The 14,519-nt window shown below is 68.1% G+C and carries 13 protein-coding genes; all 13 read right to left on the reverse strand.

Annotated features, from left to right (window positions below):
* Window positions 1-4: 4 nt before the first annotated feature.
* From MBENS4_RS03595 to hybE, 13 genes are read right to left on the reverse strand one after another with little or no spacing between them, the layout of a single operon-like run.
* Window positions 5-1,288 (reverse strand): DUF3422 domain-containing protein, encoded by a 1,284-nt coding sequence (locus MBENS4_RS03595; RefSeq protein WP_039388838.1) that lies wholly within the window; start codon window positions 1,286-1,288, stop codon window positions 5-7.
* Window positions 1,282-3,645, reverse strand: a complete 2,364-nt coding sequence (gene hypF, locus MBENS4_RS03600; protein WP_039388840.1) for a carbamoyltransferase HypF — start codon at window positions 3,643-3,645, stop codon at window positions 1,282-1,284. The genes MBENS4_RS03595 and hypF overlap by 7 nt, the downstream gene beginning before the upstream one ends.
* Window positions 3,645-5,096: a nickel-dependent hydrogenase large subunit gene (locus tag MBENS4_RS03605; RefSeq protein ID WP_039388842.1), complete on the reverse strand. Its 1,452-nt coding sequence runs from the start codon at window positions 5,094-5,096 to the stop codon at window positions 3,645-3,647. The genes hypF and MBENS4_RS03605 overlap by 1 nt, the downstream gene beginning before the upstream one ends.
* Entirely contained in the window at window positions 5,093-6,127 is a 1,035-nt protein-coding gene (locus tag MBENS4_RS03610) for a HupU protein (RefSeq protein ID WP_039388844.1), read from the reverse strand. Before MBENS4_RS03610 ends, MBENS4_RS03605 begins: the two co-directional genes overlap by 4 nt.
* The gene (locus tag MBENS4_RS03615) at window positions 6,124-7,506 is read right to left on the reverse strand and encodes a sensor histidine kinase (RefSeq protein WP_199904333.1); all 1,383 of its coding nucleotides are present in this window, start codon (window positions 7,504-7,506) and stop codon (window positions 6,124-6,126) included. Before MBENS4_RS03615 ends, MBENS4_RS03610 begins: the two co-directional genes overlap by 4 nt.
* A 3-nt stretch (window positions 7,507-7,509) precedes the next feature.
* Window positions 7,510-9,039, reverse strand: a complete 1,530-nt coding sequence (locus tag MBENS4_RS03620; protein WP_039388846.1) for a sigma-54-dependent transcriptional regulator — start codon at window positions 9,037-9,039, stop codon at window positions 7,510-7,512.
* Window positions 9,039-10,085 (reverse strand): hydrogenase expression/formation protein HypE, encoded by a 1,047-nt coding sequence (hypE, locus tag MBENS4_RS03625; RefSeq protein ID WP_039388849.1) that lies wholly within the window; start codon window positions 10,083-10,085, stop codon window positions 9,039-9,041. Before hypE ends, MBENS4_RS03620 begins: the two co-directional genes overlap by 1 nt.
* Window positions 10,082-11,248, reverse strand: a complete 1,167-nt coding sequence (hypD, locus tag MBENS4_RS03630) for a hydrogenase formation protein HypD (protein WP_039388852.1) — start codon at window positions 11,246-11,248, stop codon at window positions 10,082-10,084. Before hypD ends, hypE begins: the two co-directional genes overlap by 4 nt.
* On the reverse strand, window positions 11,245-11,499 hold the full coding sequence (locus tag MBENS4_RS03635) for a HypC/HybG/HupF family hydrogenase formation chaperone (protein ID WP_039388854.1): 255 nt from the start codon (window positions 11,497-11,499) through the stop codon (window positions 11,245-11,247). The genes hypD and MBENS4_RS03635 overlap by 4 nt, the downstream gene beginning before the upstream one ends.
* A 12-nt stretch (window positions 11,500-11,511) precedes the next feature.
* Window positions 11,512-12,492, reverse strand: coding sequence for a hydrogenase nickel incorporation protein HypB (gene hypB, locus MBENS4_RS03640; RefSeq protein ID WP_039388856.1), 981 nt, complete (start codon window positions 12,490-12,492; stop codon window positions 11,512-11,514).
* Window positions 12,492-12,833: a hydrogenase maturation nickel metallochaperone HypA gene (hypA, locus tag MBENS4_RS03645; protein ID WP_039388858.1), complete on the reverse strand. Its 342-nt coding sequence runs from the start codon at window positions 12,831-12,833 to the stop codon at window positions 12,492-12,494. Before hypA ends, hypB begins: the two co-directional genes overlap by 1 nt.
* Window positions 12,833-13,852: a hypothetical protein gene (locus MBENS4_RS03650; protein WP_039388860.1), complete on the reverse strand. Its 1,020-nt coding sequence runs from the start codon at window positions 13,850-13,852 to the stop codon at window positions 12,833-12,835. The genes hypA and MBENS4_RS03650 overlap by 1 nt, the downstream gene beginning before the upstream one ends.
* Window positions 13,852-14,517 carry a [NiFe]-hydrogenase assembly chaperone HybE gene (gene hybE, locus MBENS4_RS23865; RefSeq protein ID WP_199904334.1) on the reverse strand — a complete coding sequence of 222 codons (666 nt, stop codon included), beginning with the start codon at window positions 14,515-14,517 and terminating at the stop codon, window positions 13,852-13,854. The genes MBENS4_RS03650 and hybE overlap by 1 nt, the downstream gene beginning before the upstream one ends.
* Window positions 14,518-14,519: the final 2 nt, after the last annotated feature.

Consider the following 14,519-nt stretch of genomic DNA (forward strand, 5'->3'; position numbering starts at 1 on the left):
GCGCTCAATCGAGGATGCGCTTCTTGAGGTGGTGCAGTCCCAGATACATGCCGATCACCATGACGGGGGTCAGCGCGGCGACGACAAGGTGCGCATGGAAGTGCGGAGCCAGCAGTTCCACCCCTTCGAGCATGTGCGCGATGAGGCTGATCCCGTAGTAACTGAGCGCCACGACCGAGAGCCCCTCGACCAGTTGCTGCAGGCGCAGCTGGCGCGTGCTTGATCGCTCCATCGAGGCAAGCAGGCGTCCGTTCTGGTTCTCGATGCGGGTCTCGACGCGGGTGCGCAGCAGCGAGACCAACCGCTCGGTGCGCTGGGCCAGCTGCTCCTCGCGGCGGCGATGGGCCGCGCAGGTGCGCACGGCGGGCAGGAAGCGGCGCTGGGTGAAGTCGGCAAGCGAGGGATGCCCCGGACAGGCGCGAATGTGGAGGCCCTCCAGCCGATCCTCGACGATGGTGGCGTAGGCCTCGGTCGCGCTCAGGCGGTAATCGGTCTCGGTCGAATGGGCGATCAGCTCCATCGAGAGGCGCGTGACCTCGCTCAGGAGATCATCGTCGCGCACTTCGGGATCGGCGACCTGCGAGGTAAGATCGCTGAGTTCATCCTCGATCCGGTCAAGCAGCTTCCAGCCATCCTGCGCCACCGGCAGGCCGAGCAGCGCCAGGTTGCGGTAGTTACCCAGTTCCTGCAGGCGCTGGACCGAGCGCGAGAGATCGCCGCCCGCCATGCCGTTGGCCGCCACCAGGATCTGACCGTAGCCCTCATCACGAAAGCGGAAATCGGACCACACCCGCGCGGCCTGTTCGCCGTCCTGGCAGGAGATATGGCAACTGACGAGGTCGAGCGGATCGTAACCCATCGCCGGGATCAGCGTGCGGGCAGCGTCCTCGTCAGGCACGATCAGCACGCGGATCGCGCGCAGGACCTTGCCCGGCATCCCCTTGGCCCAGCTCAGAGCTTCCAGCGCGGCCGGATCGGGCGCGAAGTTGCCCTGCGCGTCCACCAGCAGGCGGTCGATGAAGAGCGTCGTCGTGCTGGCCTCGCTCTGGCGCTCCCAGCCAAAGGCAATACCGGGCCCGAGCGATCCGGCGCGGTGGCGCGGGTTCTCGCTGCGCCCGGCGACACCGCCCGAGGGCAGTGTCTCGACACAGCGCAGTTCGGCCTCGCGCTGGTCCGGCTCAAGCACGCGCACGAACTGTATGATCGTGGAGGGCGCGCAGACGTGGGGCCAGCGCCGCAGGTGCATTTCCCCGACGATACGCCGCCTGAGGTCGTGTTCGTTCAGCATGTCCCCGTGTCCTCCTGCCAGTCCCCATCAAGCCGCGCTGCGGCTACCACCGCCTGCCCCAACGAAAGCCCGCCATCGCCTGCCGGAACGCGGCGATGGACAAGCGGCACAGCGCCCACATCCTCGATCCGCTGCGCCACCGCCTCGCGCAGGATGCGATTGTTGAACACCCCGCCGCTCAGCGCCACCCGACCATGGGATAAGGACGCCTCCCATACGCCCGCCAGCGCGACAAGGGCGTCAGCCAGTCCCAGGTGGAAGCGCGCAGCTATCATCCCTCGCGGCACGCCCGCGCCGAGATCGCGCGCGAGCGCTTGCCACAGGTGCGCGAAGTCCAGCCGCGCAAGCCCCCCCGCATCATGGGTGAGCGCGAAGGGATAGCCGGTCTCCCCCGTCACGAAAGGCCGGGCCGCGGCCTCCAGCGCCATGGCCGCCTCGCCTTCGTGGGAAATGCTCGGTCCGCACAGGTCAAGCGCCGCAGCCACCGCATCGAACAATCGCCCGCCCGAGGAACAGACCGGACTGTTGAGCCCCTGCGCAATGATGCGTTGCAGGACCTGGCGCGATGGTCCTGCGGGCACGCGCTCGGCCAGCACGGGCACCGCTTCGACCCATTCGTCCCCGAAAGCATGAAGGAGGTGCGCGAGCAGGTTGCGCCAGGGCTGCTTCATCGCCGCCGCTCCACCCGGCAGCGCCACGGCAGGCAGCGCGCCGGTCCGCGCGGCGCGGGCATAGCCGCCGCGCAGCACCTCGCCGCCCCACAGCGTACCATCGCCGCCAAGGCCAAGGCCATCGCACACCAGGGCCGTGACCGTCTCGCCCGCCGCGATGCCGTTCTCGGCCAGACACGCCGCGAGGTGCGCGTGGTGGTGATCGACGGTGACCAGCGGCAGGCCCCGCTCTTGCGCCAGGGCCATGCCGATCCGGGTGGAGGCATAGTCCGGGTGTCCGTCCACCGCAATCGCGCCCGGCGTGAAGGCATAGAGATCGCAGAAAAGGTCAAGCATGCGCCGATAGTCGGCGCGCGCGACGGCGTCCTCCAGGTCTCCGATATGGGGCGACAGGACGGCCTCGCGCCCGCGCAGCAGGCAGAAGGTCGCCTTGAGCTCGCCCCCCATGGCCAGGATCGGCGTGGCCGCGGCGAGGCTATCGGGCAGCAGGATGGGATCGGGTGCCAGTCCGCGTGCCCGGCGCAGCACCACGGGCCCGCGCGCATCGAACGCCATCACGCTGTCGTCGATACGGTTGACGATGGCGCGGTCATGGCCAAGCCAGGCATCGGCGATCCCCGCAAGTTTCGTGCGCGCCTCGCCATCATCGGTCACCTGCGGCTCGTCGCTGCGGTTGCCCGAGGTCATCACCAGCGGCGCCTGCAGCGCATCCATCAGGAGGTGGTGGAGCGGCGTGTAGGGCAGCAGGAGCCCCAGATGATCCTGCCCCGGTGCCACGCCCTCAGGCAAGGCGGGCCCGTCCTTGCGAAGCGGCAGGAGGACGATGGGCGCGGCCGGACTCGCCAGCGCCTGCGCGGCTTCGTCCGACACCTCGCACAGCTCCCAAGCGGCTGTCAGAGAGGGAACCATGACCGCAAAAGGCTTGGCATCGCGCGCCTTGCGCGTGCGCAGCTTCGCCACGGCCTCGGCATCGGTGGCAAGGCAGGCGAGATGGTAGCCCCCCAGCCCCTTGATCGCGACGATGCGCCCCTTGCGCAGCAGGTCGACGCTTCTCGCCAGCGGATCGGGCGCGCCCTTCCCTTCGCCGGTCAGCTCGAGCCGGGGGCCGCAGGCGGGGCAGGCGATGGGCTGGGCGTGAAAGCGCCGGTCGGCCGGGTCTGCGTATTCGCACGCGCAAGGCTCGCACAGCGCAAAATCGGCCATGCTGGTGCGGGCGCGGTCATAGGGGAGCGCGGACATGATCGAGAGACGCGGACCGCAATGGGTGCAGTTTCCGAACGCATAGCCATGGCGCCGGTCGGCCGGATCCCGCAGTTCGGAAAGGCACGCCGGGCAGGTCGCCGCATCGGGCACGATGCCCGTTGCCACCGCCCCGCCGCCACTGCGCGCAATCGTGAACTCCTCATCGCAGGCGAACGGCGCAGTGTCCACGACCTCCACCGAGAACACGCGGGCGAGCGGCGGAGCCTCAAGGCGCAACCGCGCCTCGAAACGGTCAAGCGCCTCGGATGGGCCTGCGACGCGCACAAGAACGCCCTCGCCATCGTTGGCAACATCGCCCGCCAGCCCGAGCGCGTGGGCGCATTGCCACACAAAGGGGCGATAGCCGACCGCCTGCACCTGTCCACGCACGCGCAGGGCCTTGTAGCTGCGATCCCCGGTGAGGGCATCGGTGACGCGCGCCATCAGTGCACCGTGCAGACCATGCAGGGGTCGAACGAGCGAACCACATGCTGCACCGCCACCGGCTCCTCTTCGCCGGGCCGGATCGGGGTTCCCTCCAGCGCCTGCTCCAAGGGGCCCGGAACGCCGCGCTTGTCGCGCGGGCTGAAGTTCCAGGTGGTGGGCGCAATGATCTGGTAATGGTCGATCCGCCCTGCGTCCGCGCGCAGCCAGTGCCCGAGCGATCCGCGCGCGGCCTCGGTCAGCCCGGCACCTTCCCCGGCCGGAGCCAGCGCGCTGTGATCGATGAAGGGCGCCTCGGGATCGATCGCGGAAATCCACGTTTCCATCGCCGGTACGACGAGGGCGAGTTCGAGCATGCGCGCCGCGATACGCGCGGCGACATGGCCGCCCTTACGGGCCATATCGAGTGCGAGGGGATGGCCCTCCACGAGGAGGCGGGAGAGCGCGCCGACCTCCACCACCTGCCCCCCCAGACGCGGCGCCTTGCACCACGAGTAGGCATCCTCGTTCTGCACGTCGGGCACCGGCGCATCGCGCAGCGGCCCCTTCGCCCCGGGGCCTTGCGCATACCACGCATGGCTCACATCCTCGGCGATGGAGGCGGTCTCGAGCGGCTGCACCGCTCCGGCCACCCACACCCCTTGCGCGAAAAGATGCCCTGCACCCAGTTCATAGGCGCCAAAGCTCATGTGCGCGTTGCGCGTGCGCCCGAGCCGGTCCAGCTCCAGCGCGCGCGCCACCTGGAGGAACTGCGCAAAGTCGCTGCTGCGCCCCTCGCTCCAGGCGTGGAGAGCCTCGGCGCTTGTCAGCTCGCCCACGGCTTCCAGGCTGTCCCCGAAGAGCGTGGTTTCCAGGTACTGGCGAAAGCGGCGGATGAGGGTGAGGACCTGGACCTTCTCGGCGCGCGAGATCGCCCGGGTCGATCCGCCAGGCTGGATCGAGAGCGTGTGCGGCCACTTGCCGGCAAGCAGCCCCATGATCTCCATCCAGCTTGCGCGCGCCTGCAAGGCCTCGCGCGCGGCACTGCCCTTGATCGCGCGGAACCGCGCCGCGACGGGCGCGTACCAGGCTTCCCTGGCGTACACCTCGCGCGCGAAATCGGGCATGAAGAAGAGGTAGAAATGCGTGAAATGGTCCGCCAGGTTCTCAACCGCGTGGACAAGGTTCACCGCGTAGGCCCCCGCCTCAGGCACGGCAGCGGGACTGAGCCTTGCCAGCGCGCGCGCGGCCGCGACCGACTGCGAGACCGAGCAGATGCCGCAGATGCGCGGCGCATAGACCAGCGCGTCGTGGACCGGCTTTCCCACCAGCATGCGCTCAAACCCCCGGTAGAGCGGCGAGGAAACCTCGGCGCTGACCACCGTGTCGAGGCTGGTGTCGAGGCGTACTTCCAGATCACCCTCGACCCGGTTGAAGGGCCCCATGATGAGGCGCGTGCCCTCCCCGCTCATCGCTTGCCCTTGTCCGGCTTGGCCGCAGCTGCGCCACGCGCCTTGTCCCTGGGCAACGTCACCATGCGGTCGCGCGCGGCGTTGTCCTTGAGGCGTGCGGGCGTGGCCGCCTTGGACAATGAGGCGAGCGCGACGAACCAGGCCTTGGGCATGTCGGTCGGCAGGCCCACCGGGATGCCGGAGATCTTGGGCGTCTGGGTGAATTCATGGCCCGGCTCCTCGAAACCCGGCGCGGTGCAGTTGATGCAGGGATAGTTGCCATCCAGGCAGGAGCCCGAGCCGTTCCAGGCGCGGATGTTGCAGTCCGCGCGCGCCTGCGTGCCCTTGCAGCCCAGGTGCTCCATCATGCAGCCCATGTCGCACAGGTTCTCCGCGCTCGCCTTGAACTCGTAGAACTCATTGCGCGCGCATCCATGGTGGACAAGATGCCCGGTGTAGGCGAGCGGCCTTTGCCACTCGTCGATATCGCGTTCATCGAAGACCCCTGCCGCAATCTGCTGAACGGTCTGGGTAAACCAGTCGGGGTGGATCGGACAGCCCGCAATGTTGATGACCGGCAGGCCCTTGCCCGAACGAAATTCGGGGCCCAGCAAACCGCCTGCCTGGCGCCCGTCGTAGGCAAGCCCCACCGCGCCGACCTCGTTGCCGCCCGCCGCCGTGATCCCGCCGAAGGCCGCGCAGCTGCCAACCGCCAGGACATAATCGGCCCGAACCGCCACGCGCTCGATCACGCGCATCATCGCCTCGTCGGTTCCGGCCATGCGGTGAAACAGGCCGGTGCCATCGGGGCCGGTCATCACCGAACCTTCGAGGCAGAAGATGTCGAGAGGTTCGTCTCCTGAGGCCACCGCCTCGATCCGCGCGCGCGCCTCGCGTCCACTGGCCGCGCTTAGCGATGGGTGCCAGACGATCTCCACCCCGGTCAGTTCCAGGGCCGAGACGAGATCGGGCCCCTGCGCGCCGAGCAGCGAGAGCGTGCACCCCCCGCAGCCCCCCGATTGCAGCCAGAGCAGGCGCACGGGCCTCGTCATGGCGTACCCTCGCCAGCCGGAAGCGCCAGGATGAACGAGGCGCCCCCCGACGCGTTCTCGGCGTAGGCAAGGCTGCCGCCCAGCTTAGCGGCCATGTTGTAGCTGACGTAGAGCCCCAGCCCCGTACCCGAACCGATCGGCTTGGTGGTAAAGAAAGGTTCGAAGATCTTGTCGCGGTTGGCGGGCGCGATGCCCGGTCCGTTATCCGCTACCTCCAGGTAGACCAGCGCGCCCTCCCGCCAGGCCGTCACCCGCACCTCGCCGGCCTCGCGCCCCTCCAGCGCGTCGCAGGCGTTCTGGATCAGGTTCACCGCGATCTGGTGCAGCTGGCCCTTGCGGCTTGTCACGTCGAGCGGATCGGGCAGCTCGAAGTGGAAGTCGGGCCGCGCGCGCTGGGCCTTGGCCACCCATTCCGCCGCGGTGCGCACAAGCCGGGTGAGATTGAAGGTCTCGGGCGTCTCCTCCTGGTTGGAGGAAAAGCGCCGCAAGTCCTGGACGATGTCGCGCACGCGCTCGGCGCCTTCCAGCGTCCCGTCGACGAGTGGGCCGATGTCTTCGAGGATACGGTCGATGCGCAGCTGCGTGCGCAGCGCCTCCAGTTCGGGGTCGGAGGGCGCGCGCCCCGTCGCCTCCAGATAGCGCGCGATTGCCTCGCCGTAGCGCTTGAGCGCGTACATGTTGCCGAAGACAAAGCTGATCGGGTTGTTGAGCTCGTGCGCGACGCCCGCGACAAGGCGGCCGAGTGCGGCCATCTTCTCGCTCATCAGGAGCTGTTCCTGCGTGCGCTTCAGCGTGCTGTGCGCCTCGTCGAGTTCGCGGTAGGCGCGCTGCAGTTCGCCCAGCGGCCGCCCCACGAAGACGAAGCCGCAAGAGCGCACACTTCCCTCGCGGCGCGGGGCGATATTGGTGGAGATGAGGCCAAGCGCTCCGCCCGGCATCTGGAGGTGCCATTCGCGCTGGTCGACCAGCGTGCCTGCGCGCACCTCGTTCATGGCCGCATGCACGTCCTTGCGCTCGCCGGGCGCAAAGAGCGCCTCGACCTCGCGCCCGAGCAGCGCCTCCTCGCTCTCACCCAGGATGCGGACAAGGGCGCGGTTGGTGCGCAGGATATGCCCCTCGGCATCGCAGGCGATGACGACATCGGTCATGGCATCTAGTACCGAACCGATGAAGTCGTGCGCCTCGCCCAGCTCGCGGTGCTGTTCCTCCAGCGCGGTCTGCGATTCCACGAGCTCGGAATAGACCGCATCCATCTGCTGGATGACCTCGATCCACAGCTCCTCGCCGCCGCCCTCGCCAAGGGCCCCGGCGATCCCGTCGATCCCGCCCGCCAGCAGCGGCGGGGGTGTCGGGGTCCCTCGGTGTCCCTGGTCCGCCACGGATCAGTGCGCCACCCGGCGGGCGATAGGATGGACGTTCTCAAGCCCGTAGCGGTCGAGCTTGGAGCGCAGCCCCACGCGCGAGAGACCCAGTTCACGCGCAACCTGGCTCTTGTTCCAGCGGTGGCGGATCAGGGCGTCGCGGATCATCTCGGCCTCCAAAGCCTCGACCCGCTCCTTGAGCGTACCGCTCTCCTGGGCGCCCGAACGGGGTGCGGGAGCCGGGCTCTCGGCAGGCGCCTCGTTCGCGGTCTCGACGCGCAGGGCGGCCCCTTCGCCGCCGCCGCGCACGCGCGAGGAAAGAACATCGACATCGAGCCAGTCGCCCTCACGCCCGCGCACCACCATGCGCTGCACCTCGTTCTGGAGTTCGCGCACGTTGCCCGGCCAGGGATAGGCAACGAGCCGCGCCATGGCCGCCTCGCTCACGCCCCGGACCGGCTTGTCCATGGACTTCGTCGCCTGCCCGAGAATGGCCTCGACAAGGACGGGCAGGTCGCAGGTACGGTCCTTGAGGTCAGGCAGGCGCACGATCATCCCGGCCAGGCGGTAGAACAGGTCGGCACGGAAGCGCTTGGCGCGCACTTCCTCGTCGAGGTTGCGGTTGGTCGCCGCGATCACGCGCACATTGACCTTGCGCGTGACGGTTCCGCCAAGCGGACGCACCTCGCCCTCCTGGAGCACGCGCAGCAGCTTGACCTGGAAAGCGGCCGAAACCTCGCCGATCTCGTCGAGGAAGACCGTGCCACCATCGGCGCGCTCGAACAGGCCGATGTGGTCGGCAACCGCGCCGGTAAAGGCGCCCTTGCGGTGGCCGAAGAGCTCGCTTTCCAGCAGCTCGTCGGGCAGCGCGCCGCAGTTCTCGACCACGAAAGGCTTGTCCCAGCGGTGCGAGCCATAGTGCAGCGCGCGCGCGGCGAGTTCCTTGCCGGTGCCCGATGCGCCGAACAGAAGGACGGGAAGGTCATACGGCGCGACATCGGCCAGCTGGCGGCAGACATCCTCCATCGGACTGCCCGGCGCGCGCACGATGCCGTCCTCGAAGCTGTAGGCACGGCGCAGCTTGTCGCGCCTCTCGCCCACCAGCTTGTCGGCCGCTTCGGGCAGCATCTTCAGCTCGATGGCCAGCAGGTCATTCTGGCGCTGGAGGTCGAACAGGCGGCAGGCGGCCTTCAGTGTCAGCAGCAGGTTGTCGGGATGCCAAGGCTTGGTGATGTACTGGAAGATCCCCGCGTCATTGATGCCATCGATGATGTCGTGGGCGTCGGTGTAGCCCGAGATGATCATGCGGATCACGTCGGGCCAGCGGGTCTTCACTTCGGTCAGGAAGTCGACGCCGGTGCGTTCGGGCATGCGCTGGTCGCACAGGATGACGTGGACGTTCTGCGCCTCCAGGTGCCGTTCGGCCGCCGCCGTGCTGGCGGCGGTCAGGACCTCGAAATCGTGGTCGAGAATGCGGCGCAGCGATTCGAGCGAGCGGATCTCGTCGTCGACGACAAGCACCACCGGCAAGCTGGAGACGGAATCGGGCATCAGCAGATCCTCGGCAATTGTTCGCCCGAAAGCCAGTCGACAATGCGCGTGCCCCCGATCGCGGTGGTCATGCGCACGAAGCCGGGCTCTTCGGCTGTGACCGAGCCGATCCGCGCGGCATCGGTGCCCTCGCCATGGGTGCGCATGATGGCGAGCAGCGTTTGCGCATCGGCTTCCTCGCAGATGCAGACCAGCTTGCCCTCGTTGGCGATGTGGAGTGGATCGAGGCCAAGCAGCTCGCAGGCCGAGGCGACCTCGCCCTTCACCGGGATCACCGCTTCTTCGATCAGCACGCCCAGCCGCGTGCCCTCGACCAGTTCGTTGAGCGTGGAGGAGAGCCCGCCGCGCGTGGGATCACGCAGCAACGCGATGCCCGGCACCGCGGCCACCATGTCGGCGACCATGTAGTGGAGCGCGGCGCTGTCCGAGGTGATCGTGGTCTCGAACTCCAGCCCCTGGCGCTGCGACATGATCGCGACGCCATGATCGCCCAGCGTGCCCGAAAGGAGGATCGCCTGGCCCGCAGCAAGCCGGTCCGGGCCGATCTCGACACCCTCCGGCACGACACCGATCCCAGTCGTGGTGATGAAGACGCCGTCGCCCTTGCCCCGCTCGACAACCTTGGTGTCCCCGGTTGCGATGGGCACCCCGGCGCGGCGGGCGGCCTCGCCCATCGAGGCGGCAATACGTTCGAGATCGGCAAGCGGGAAGCCCTCCTCGATCACGAAGGCGGCCGTCAGCGCAATCGGCTGCGCGCCCCCCATCGCCACATCGTTGAGCGTACCATGGACGGCGAGCGAACCAATGTCACCGCCGGGGAAGAACAGCGGCGAGATCACGTGCCCATCGGTCGAGACGACGATGCGCCCGGCCGGACGGTCCAGCCGCGCCGTGTCATGGCCCTGCTCCAGCAGCGGGTTCGCGAAATGGGGCGCGAAAACAGAGGCAATGAGTTCGCTTGTCGCACGTCCGCCCCCGCCGTGGCTCATCGTCACGCGCGCGTCGGCGGGAAAGCGCTTGGCCCGGATCGGCTGCATCGCGGTCATGCGGCCTGCTCCGCCATGGCCTTGTCCTTTGCCATCTCGGCCAGTGTCTCGGCGCGGCGGTACGTCCAGTAGGCCGCGCACGAGCCTTCGGAGCTGACCATGCAACTGCCCATCGGGTTGTCGGGCGTGCACACGTTGCCGAAGAGCTTGCAGTCCTTGGGCTTCTTCACCCCGCGCAGGATCGCGGGACATTCGCACGACTTGACCTCGCGCGAGGTCTTTTCGCTCAAGTCAAAGCGCGCCTCGGCATCGAAGGCGGCATAGGCGGGCCGGATCGCAAGTGCGCTCCTGGCCACCATGCCAAGCCCGCGCCATTCGAAGGCCGGGCGCAGCTCGAAGATTTCGTCGACGAGGTCCTGTGCCTTGGTGTTGCCCTCGCGCGTGACGACACGGGCGTACTGGTTCTCCACCTCGACGCGGCCTTCATTGACCTGACGGATCAGCATCAGCACCGACTGCAGGACGTCGAGCGGCTCGAACCCTGCAATGACCACCGGCTTGCGGTAGGTCTCGGAGAGAAACTCGTAGGGCTTCGAGCCGATCACGGTCGAGACGTGGCTGGGGCCCAGGAACCCGTCGAGATGCACGGCCTCCTCGGGGTCGATGTCGGGCGCATCGAGGATATGGCGGATCGCCGCGGGCGTCAGGACGTGGTTGCAGAAGACCGAGAAATTGGTGAGCCCTTCGTCCTCAGCCTGCCGGATGGCGAGCGCGGTGGGCGGGGTCGTGGTCTCGAAACCGATGCCGAGGAACACGACCTGCCGGTCCGGGTTCTCGCGCGCGATATCCAGCGCATCGAGCGTGGAATAGACCATGCGCACGTCCGCGCCTTGTGCTTTCACGCTCAGGAGCGAGCGCCGCTTCGAGCCGGGCACGCGCAGCATGTCTCCGTACGAGCACAGGATCACGCCGTGCCGCTCGGCCAGTTCGATGGCATCATCGAGGCGGCGGATCGGCAGGATACAGACGGGGCAGCCCGGACCGTGGACGAAGTGGACGTTGGCGGGCACGAGGTCCTGAACGCCGTAGCGGAAGATCGCGTGGGTGTGCCCGCCGCAGAACTCCATGAAGTTGTAGCTGCGTGCCGGATCGGCCTCGCCCCGGATTGCGGCGGACAGCTTTTCGGCCAGCACGCGGTCGCGGAATTCCTCCACGTACTTCATGCAGCGTCTCCCGCGATCTCGTCCAGTTCGGCCTGGAGCAGTCCGCCCTCGGCCATCATTGCCAGGGACCGCTCGGCCTCCTCCTCGCTGATCTTGTGGAGCGCATAGCCCACGTGGAGGAGGACGTAATCGCCCACCGCGACCTCATCGAGCAGCGCGACGGACACGGTCTTGACCACCCCGCCCAGCGACACGGTGGCCATGTCGTCGGCAAGGACGGCGGTGACAAGAGCGGGAATGGCAAGGCACATGGCGTGAAGGTCCTATTCAGCCGCGAGCGGCGCGTTGGCAGGCAGCGTGGCCGAGGCCATCATCGCCCCGCCCTTGAGCCACTGCATCCAGGCTTCCATCCCCTCGCCCGAGCGCGCGGAAACACGCAGCACGCGGGCGCGCGGATTGACCCGGCGCACGTTGGCCTCGGCCTCCTCGATATCGAAATCGAGGTAGGGCAGAAGGTCCACCTTGTTGAGGAGGACAAGATCGGAGGCGGCGAACATGTCGGGATACTTGAGCGGCTTATCCTCGCCCTCGGTGACCGAAAGGATCGCCACCTTGTGCGCTTCGCCAAGATCGAAACCCGCCGGGCAAACGAGGTTGCCGACATTCTCGATCAGGAGGACCGAGCCTTTGGCTGGCTTCAGGCTTTCCACCGCGTGGCCCACCATGTGCGCATCGAGGTGGCACCCCTTGCCGGTGTTGACCTGGATCGCGGGAACGCCCGTTGCGCGAATGCGGTCGGCATCGGCGCTGGTCTGCTGGTCGCCCTCGATGACGGCGAGGTCGAGCGTGTCCTTCAGGGCCTCCAGCGTCTTGCACAGAAGCGTGGTCTTGCCCGAGCCGGGTGAGGAAACGAGGTTGAGCACGAACATGCCATCGTGCGCGAACTGCGCGCGATTGGCCTGCGCATAGCCATTGTTCTTGCCCAGGATATCGGCTTCGAGCTGGATCAGGCGGGTCTGGCTCATCCCCGGGACCGAGGTCCCCGCCGCGCCCGTGCCATAGTGCAGATCGCCGTGCTCACCATGGTGGTGATGGCCCCCGTGATCGTGATGATGATCATGGTGATGATCATGCCCGTGATCGTGGTCATGGTCATGGTCATGGTCATGGTCATGGTCATGGTCATGGTCATGGTGGTGATGCCCATGGTCGTGATGATGGTGGTGATCGTGGCCGTGCGCATGGGCCTGCGCCTTGCCCTCGATCCGGGTTTCCCCGTCGCTACAGCCGCACACGGTACACATCAGAAGACCTCCAGTTCACGAATGCTCAGGTTCTCGCCGCCCGTCACCTGCAGCTGGTAGCTGCCGCAATGCGGACAGGCGTCGTAGCGCTGCGCGATCTCGACTTCGCGCGCGCAAGGCAGGCACCAGCCCTGCCCCTTGGATTGGTGGATCTCGAGCCGCGCCTCCTCCGCGAGGGACCCGCGCATCACGACATCGAACCCGAAACGCAGCGCCTCGACCTCGACGCCGGAGAAGGCCCCGACATCCAGCGCGACACGCTCGACCCGCGTAAAGCCCTGGGCGCCAGCCTGCTCCTCGATGATCTGGCGGATGGATTCGCACAGCGCCATCTCATGCATCAGAGCGCTCCCTGCTTGGCCAGCGCGGCGAAGGTGAGGCGATACTCCATGCAGGGATCGATTGCGGCGACGACCTCGCGCATGACCGCCTCGCGCTGTTCGCGTGGCCAGGAGAGCGTACCGTCGGCCACGGTCTGCAACCACATGCGGCCCGGCCCATAGGGCGCGAAGGCGACATCGGTAGGCGAGCGCATCTCGCACCGCGCGATACGCCCATCGGCCACCTCGACCTCGTGAACAAGGGTTCCGCGCGCGCAGGCGATCTCCGCCCGGCCATGGCCGGGCGCGTGGGACCGCGCGGCAAGGAATGCGGCGTGGGGCATGCCAGCAATGTAGGGGGCTGCCAGCCGGGCGAGCTCGAACAGGCGTGCCGCGTGGTGGGCGGCGAGGCTTCCGGGATCGAGCTGGGCGACGAACACCTGCGCCGCGCAGCGCTCGACCGGACTTCCCGGCGCGGGCGCGGGATGGGGCGGCACCTCGCTCGCATCGATGGCGCGCGCCAGCAGCCGCGCGGCGGGCGTTGCGCCTGCGAAGGCCCAGCGCAACGTGGCACCGCCGCCTGTCTGTACTGCGAGCCACTGCCCCGGCGAGCATCCGAAAACCGCCCGCGTCAGCACTTCTTCAAGCGCCCCGGCGTCCCCGGCACCTCGCGTGGCCGCCAGCAACGCCGCCGCCGCCGCATGGTCCGGGCCTTCGCCCAGAAGCGCGGGCCAGCCCAGGAGGATGTGGAGCCCGGTCTCGCGTACCGCCTCCAGGCTGACGCCTTGGCGGGCCGTCTCCAGCTCGGCCCCATCGATTTCGAGGTTCTGCGCCGCCGCAAGCGCCAGACGGCAGGCCAGTTGCTGGGCCTCTACGCAGATTGCGAAGAGCCGCCCGATCATCGCGGGCATCGCGTCCGCACGCGCGCCCGTCACCAGCCGCGCGACCGGGCCGGTGCCCGCGTAGTCGATGAAGATCGGCTCGCCCTCACCCGGGCCGGGCAAAGGCACGTCGATGCGAAGGAAAGGCCCCTGCGCCATCAGCCCTGCTGCTCCTCGCTGCGCCGCAGACCGAACAGCGCGCGCCGGTCGAGACTGCGGGGTGCGTCGGTTTCCAGCTCGGGACTCTCGGCAATGCGCGCCTCCGCCTCGGCCACAGCTTCGGCCTCGCGTGCCTCGATTGCCGCAAGCCGCGAATCCAGAGTGCCATGGTTTTCGGGGCGTACCATTGCGGCGCGAAATTCCTCCGAGGTTCCCGATTGCCCCGCCTCGTTCCCACGCGCGCCTTCGGGGGCGTCGAACAGCAGGTCGAGCGAAACGTCGGCGGTCTCCACCGCGCCCTCCATGTCGGCGAACTCGAACATCGGCGAGAACAGCGAACAGCTCCAGTGCCAGCCCAGGTCAAGCTCGTGTCCCGCGATGCCCTCGTAGGTCCCCGAGGGCAGGGCGAAGGTGCGCGGACTGCCGATGCGCGGCGGGATCCCCCCGCCCGGCGAACCCGGCACATTCACGGGAAGGAACAGGAGATTCATGAACCAGGGCGTGACCAGAATACCGACATGGTTCTCCCCATAGCGCCGCAAGCCGCGCATCGAAACACCGAGACGGGGATTGAGTATGCCGATGTCCGCCATGCGCGTGCGGGCGATGGTCTCGTAAAGACCTTCGATCCGAGCAGAGAGATCGGACATGGAGAGGTCAGACATGC

Source organism: Novosphingobium sp. MBES04, assembly GCF_000813185.1.
In the GTDB taxonomy this organism is placed as follows: Bacteria; Pseudomonadota; Alphaproteobacteria; order Sphingomonadales; family Sphingomonadaceae; genus Novosphingobium; species Novosphingobium decolorationis.

Coding starts and splice junctions, on each gene's coding strand:
- hypA (WP_039388858.1), bottom strand. CDS start 12,833: ATGCATGAGATGGCGCTGTGCGAATCCATCCGCCAGATCATCGAGGAG.
- MBENS4_RS03595 (WP_039388838.1), bottom strand. CDS start 1,288: ATGCTGAACGAACACGACCTCAGGCGGCGTATCGTCGGGGAAATGCAC.
- hypD (WP_039388852.1), bottom strand. CDS start 11,248: ATGAAGTACGTGGAGGAATTCCGCGACCGCGTGCTGGCCGAAAAGCTG.
- hypB (WP_039388856.1), bottom strand. CDS start 12,492: ATGTGTACCGTGTGCGGCTGTAGCGACGGGGAAACCCGGATCGAGGGC.
- MBENS4_RS03610 (WP_039388844.1), bottom strand. CDS start 6,127: ATGACGAGGCCCGTGCGCCTGCTCTGGCTGCAATCGGGGGGCTGCGGG.
- MBENS4_RS03635 (WP_039388854.1), bottom strand. CDS start 11,499: ATGTGCCTTGCCATTCCCGCTCTTGTCACCGCCGTCCTTGCCGACGAC.
- MBENS4_RS03650 (WP_039388860.1), bottom strand. CDS start 13,852: ATGGCGCAGGGGCCTTTCCTTCGCATCGACGTGCCTTTGCCCGGCCCG.
- hybE (WP_199904334.1), bottom strand. CDS start 14,517: ATGTCTGACCTCTCCATGTCCGATCTCTCTGCTCGGATCGAAGGTCTT.
- hypE (WP_039388849.1), bottom strand. CDS start 10,085: ATGACCGCGATGCAGCCGATCCGGGCCAAGCGCTTTCCCGCCGACGCG.
- MBENS4_RS03620 (WP_039388846.1), bottom strand. CDS start 9,039: ATGCCCGATTCCGTCTCCAGCTTGCCGGTGGTGCTTGTCGTCGACGAC.
- MBENS4_RS03605 (WP_039388842.1), bottom strand. CDS start 5,096: ATGAGCGGGGAGGGCACGCGCCTCATCATGGGGCCCTTCAACCGGGTC.
- hypF (WP_039388840.1), bottom strand. CDS start 3,645: ATGGCGCGCGTCACCGATGCCCTCACCGGGGATCGCAGCTACAAGGCC.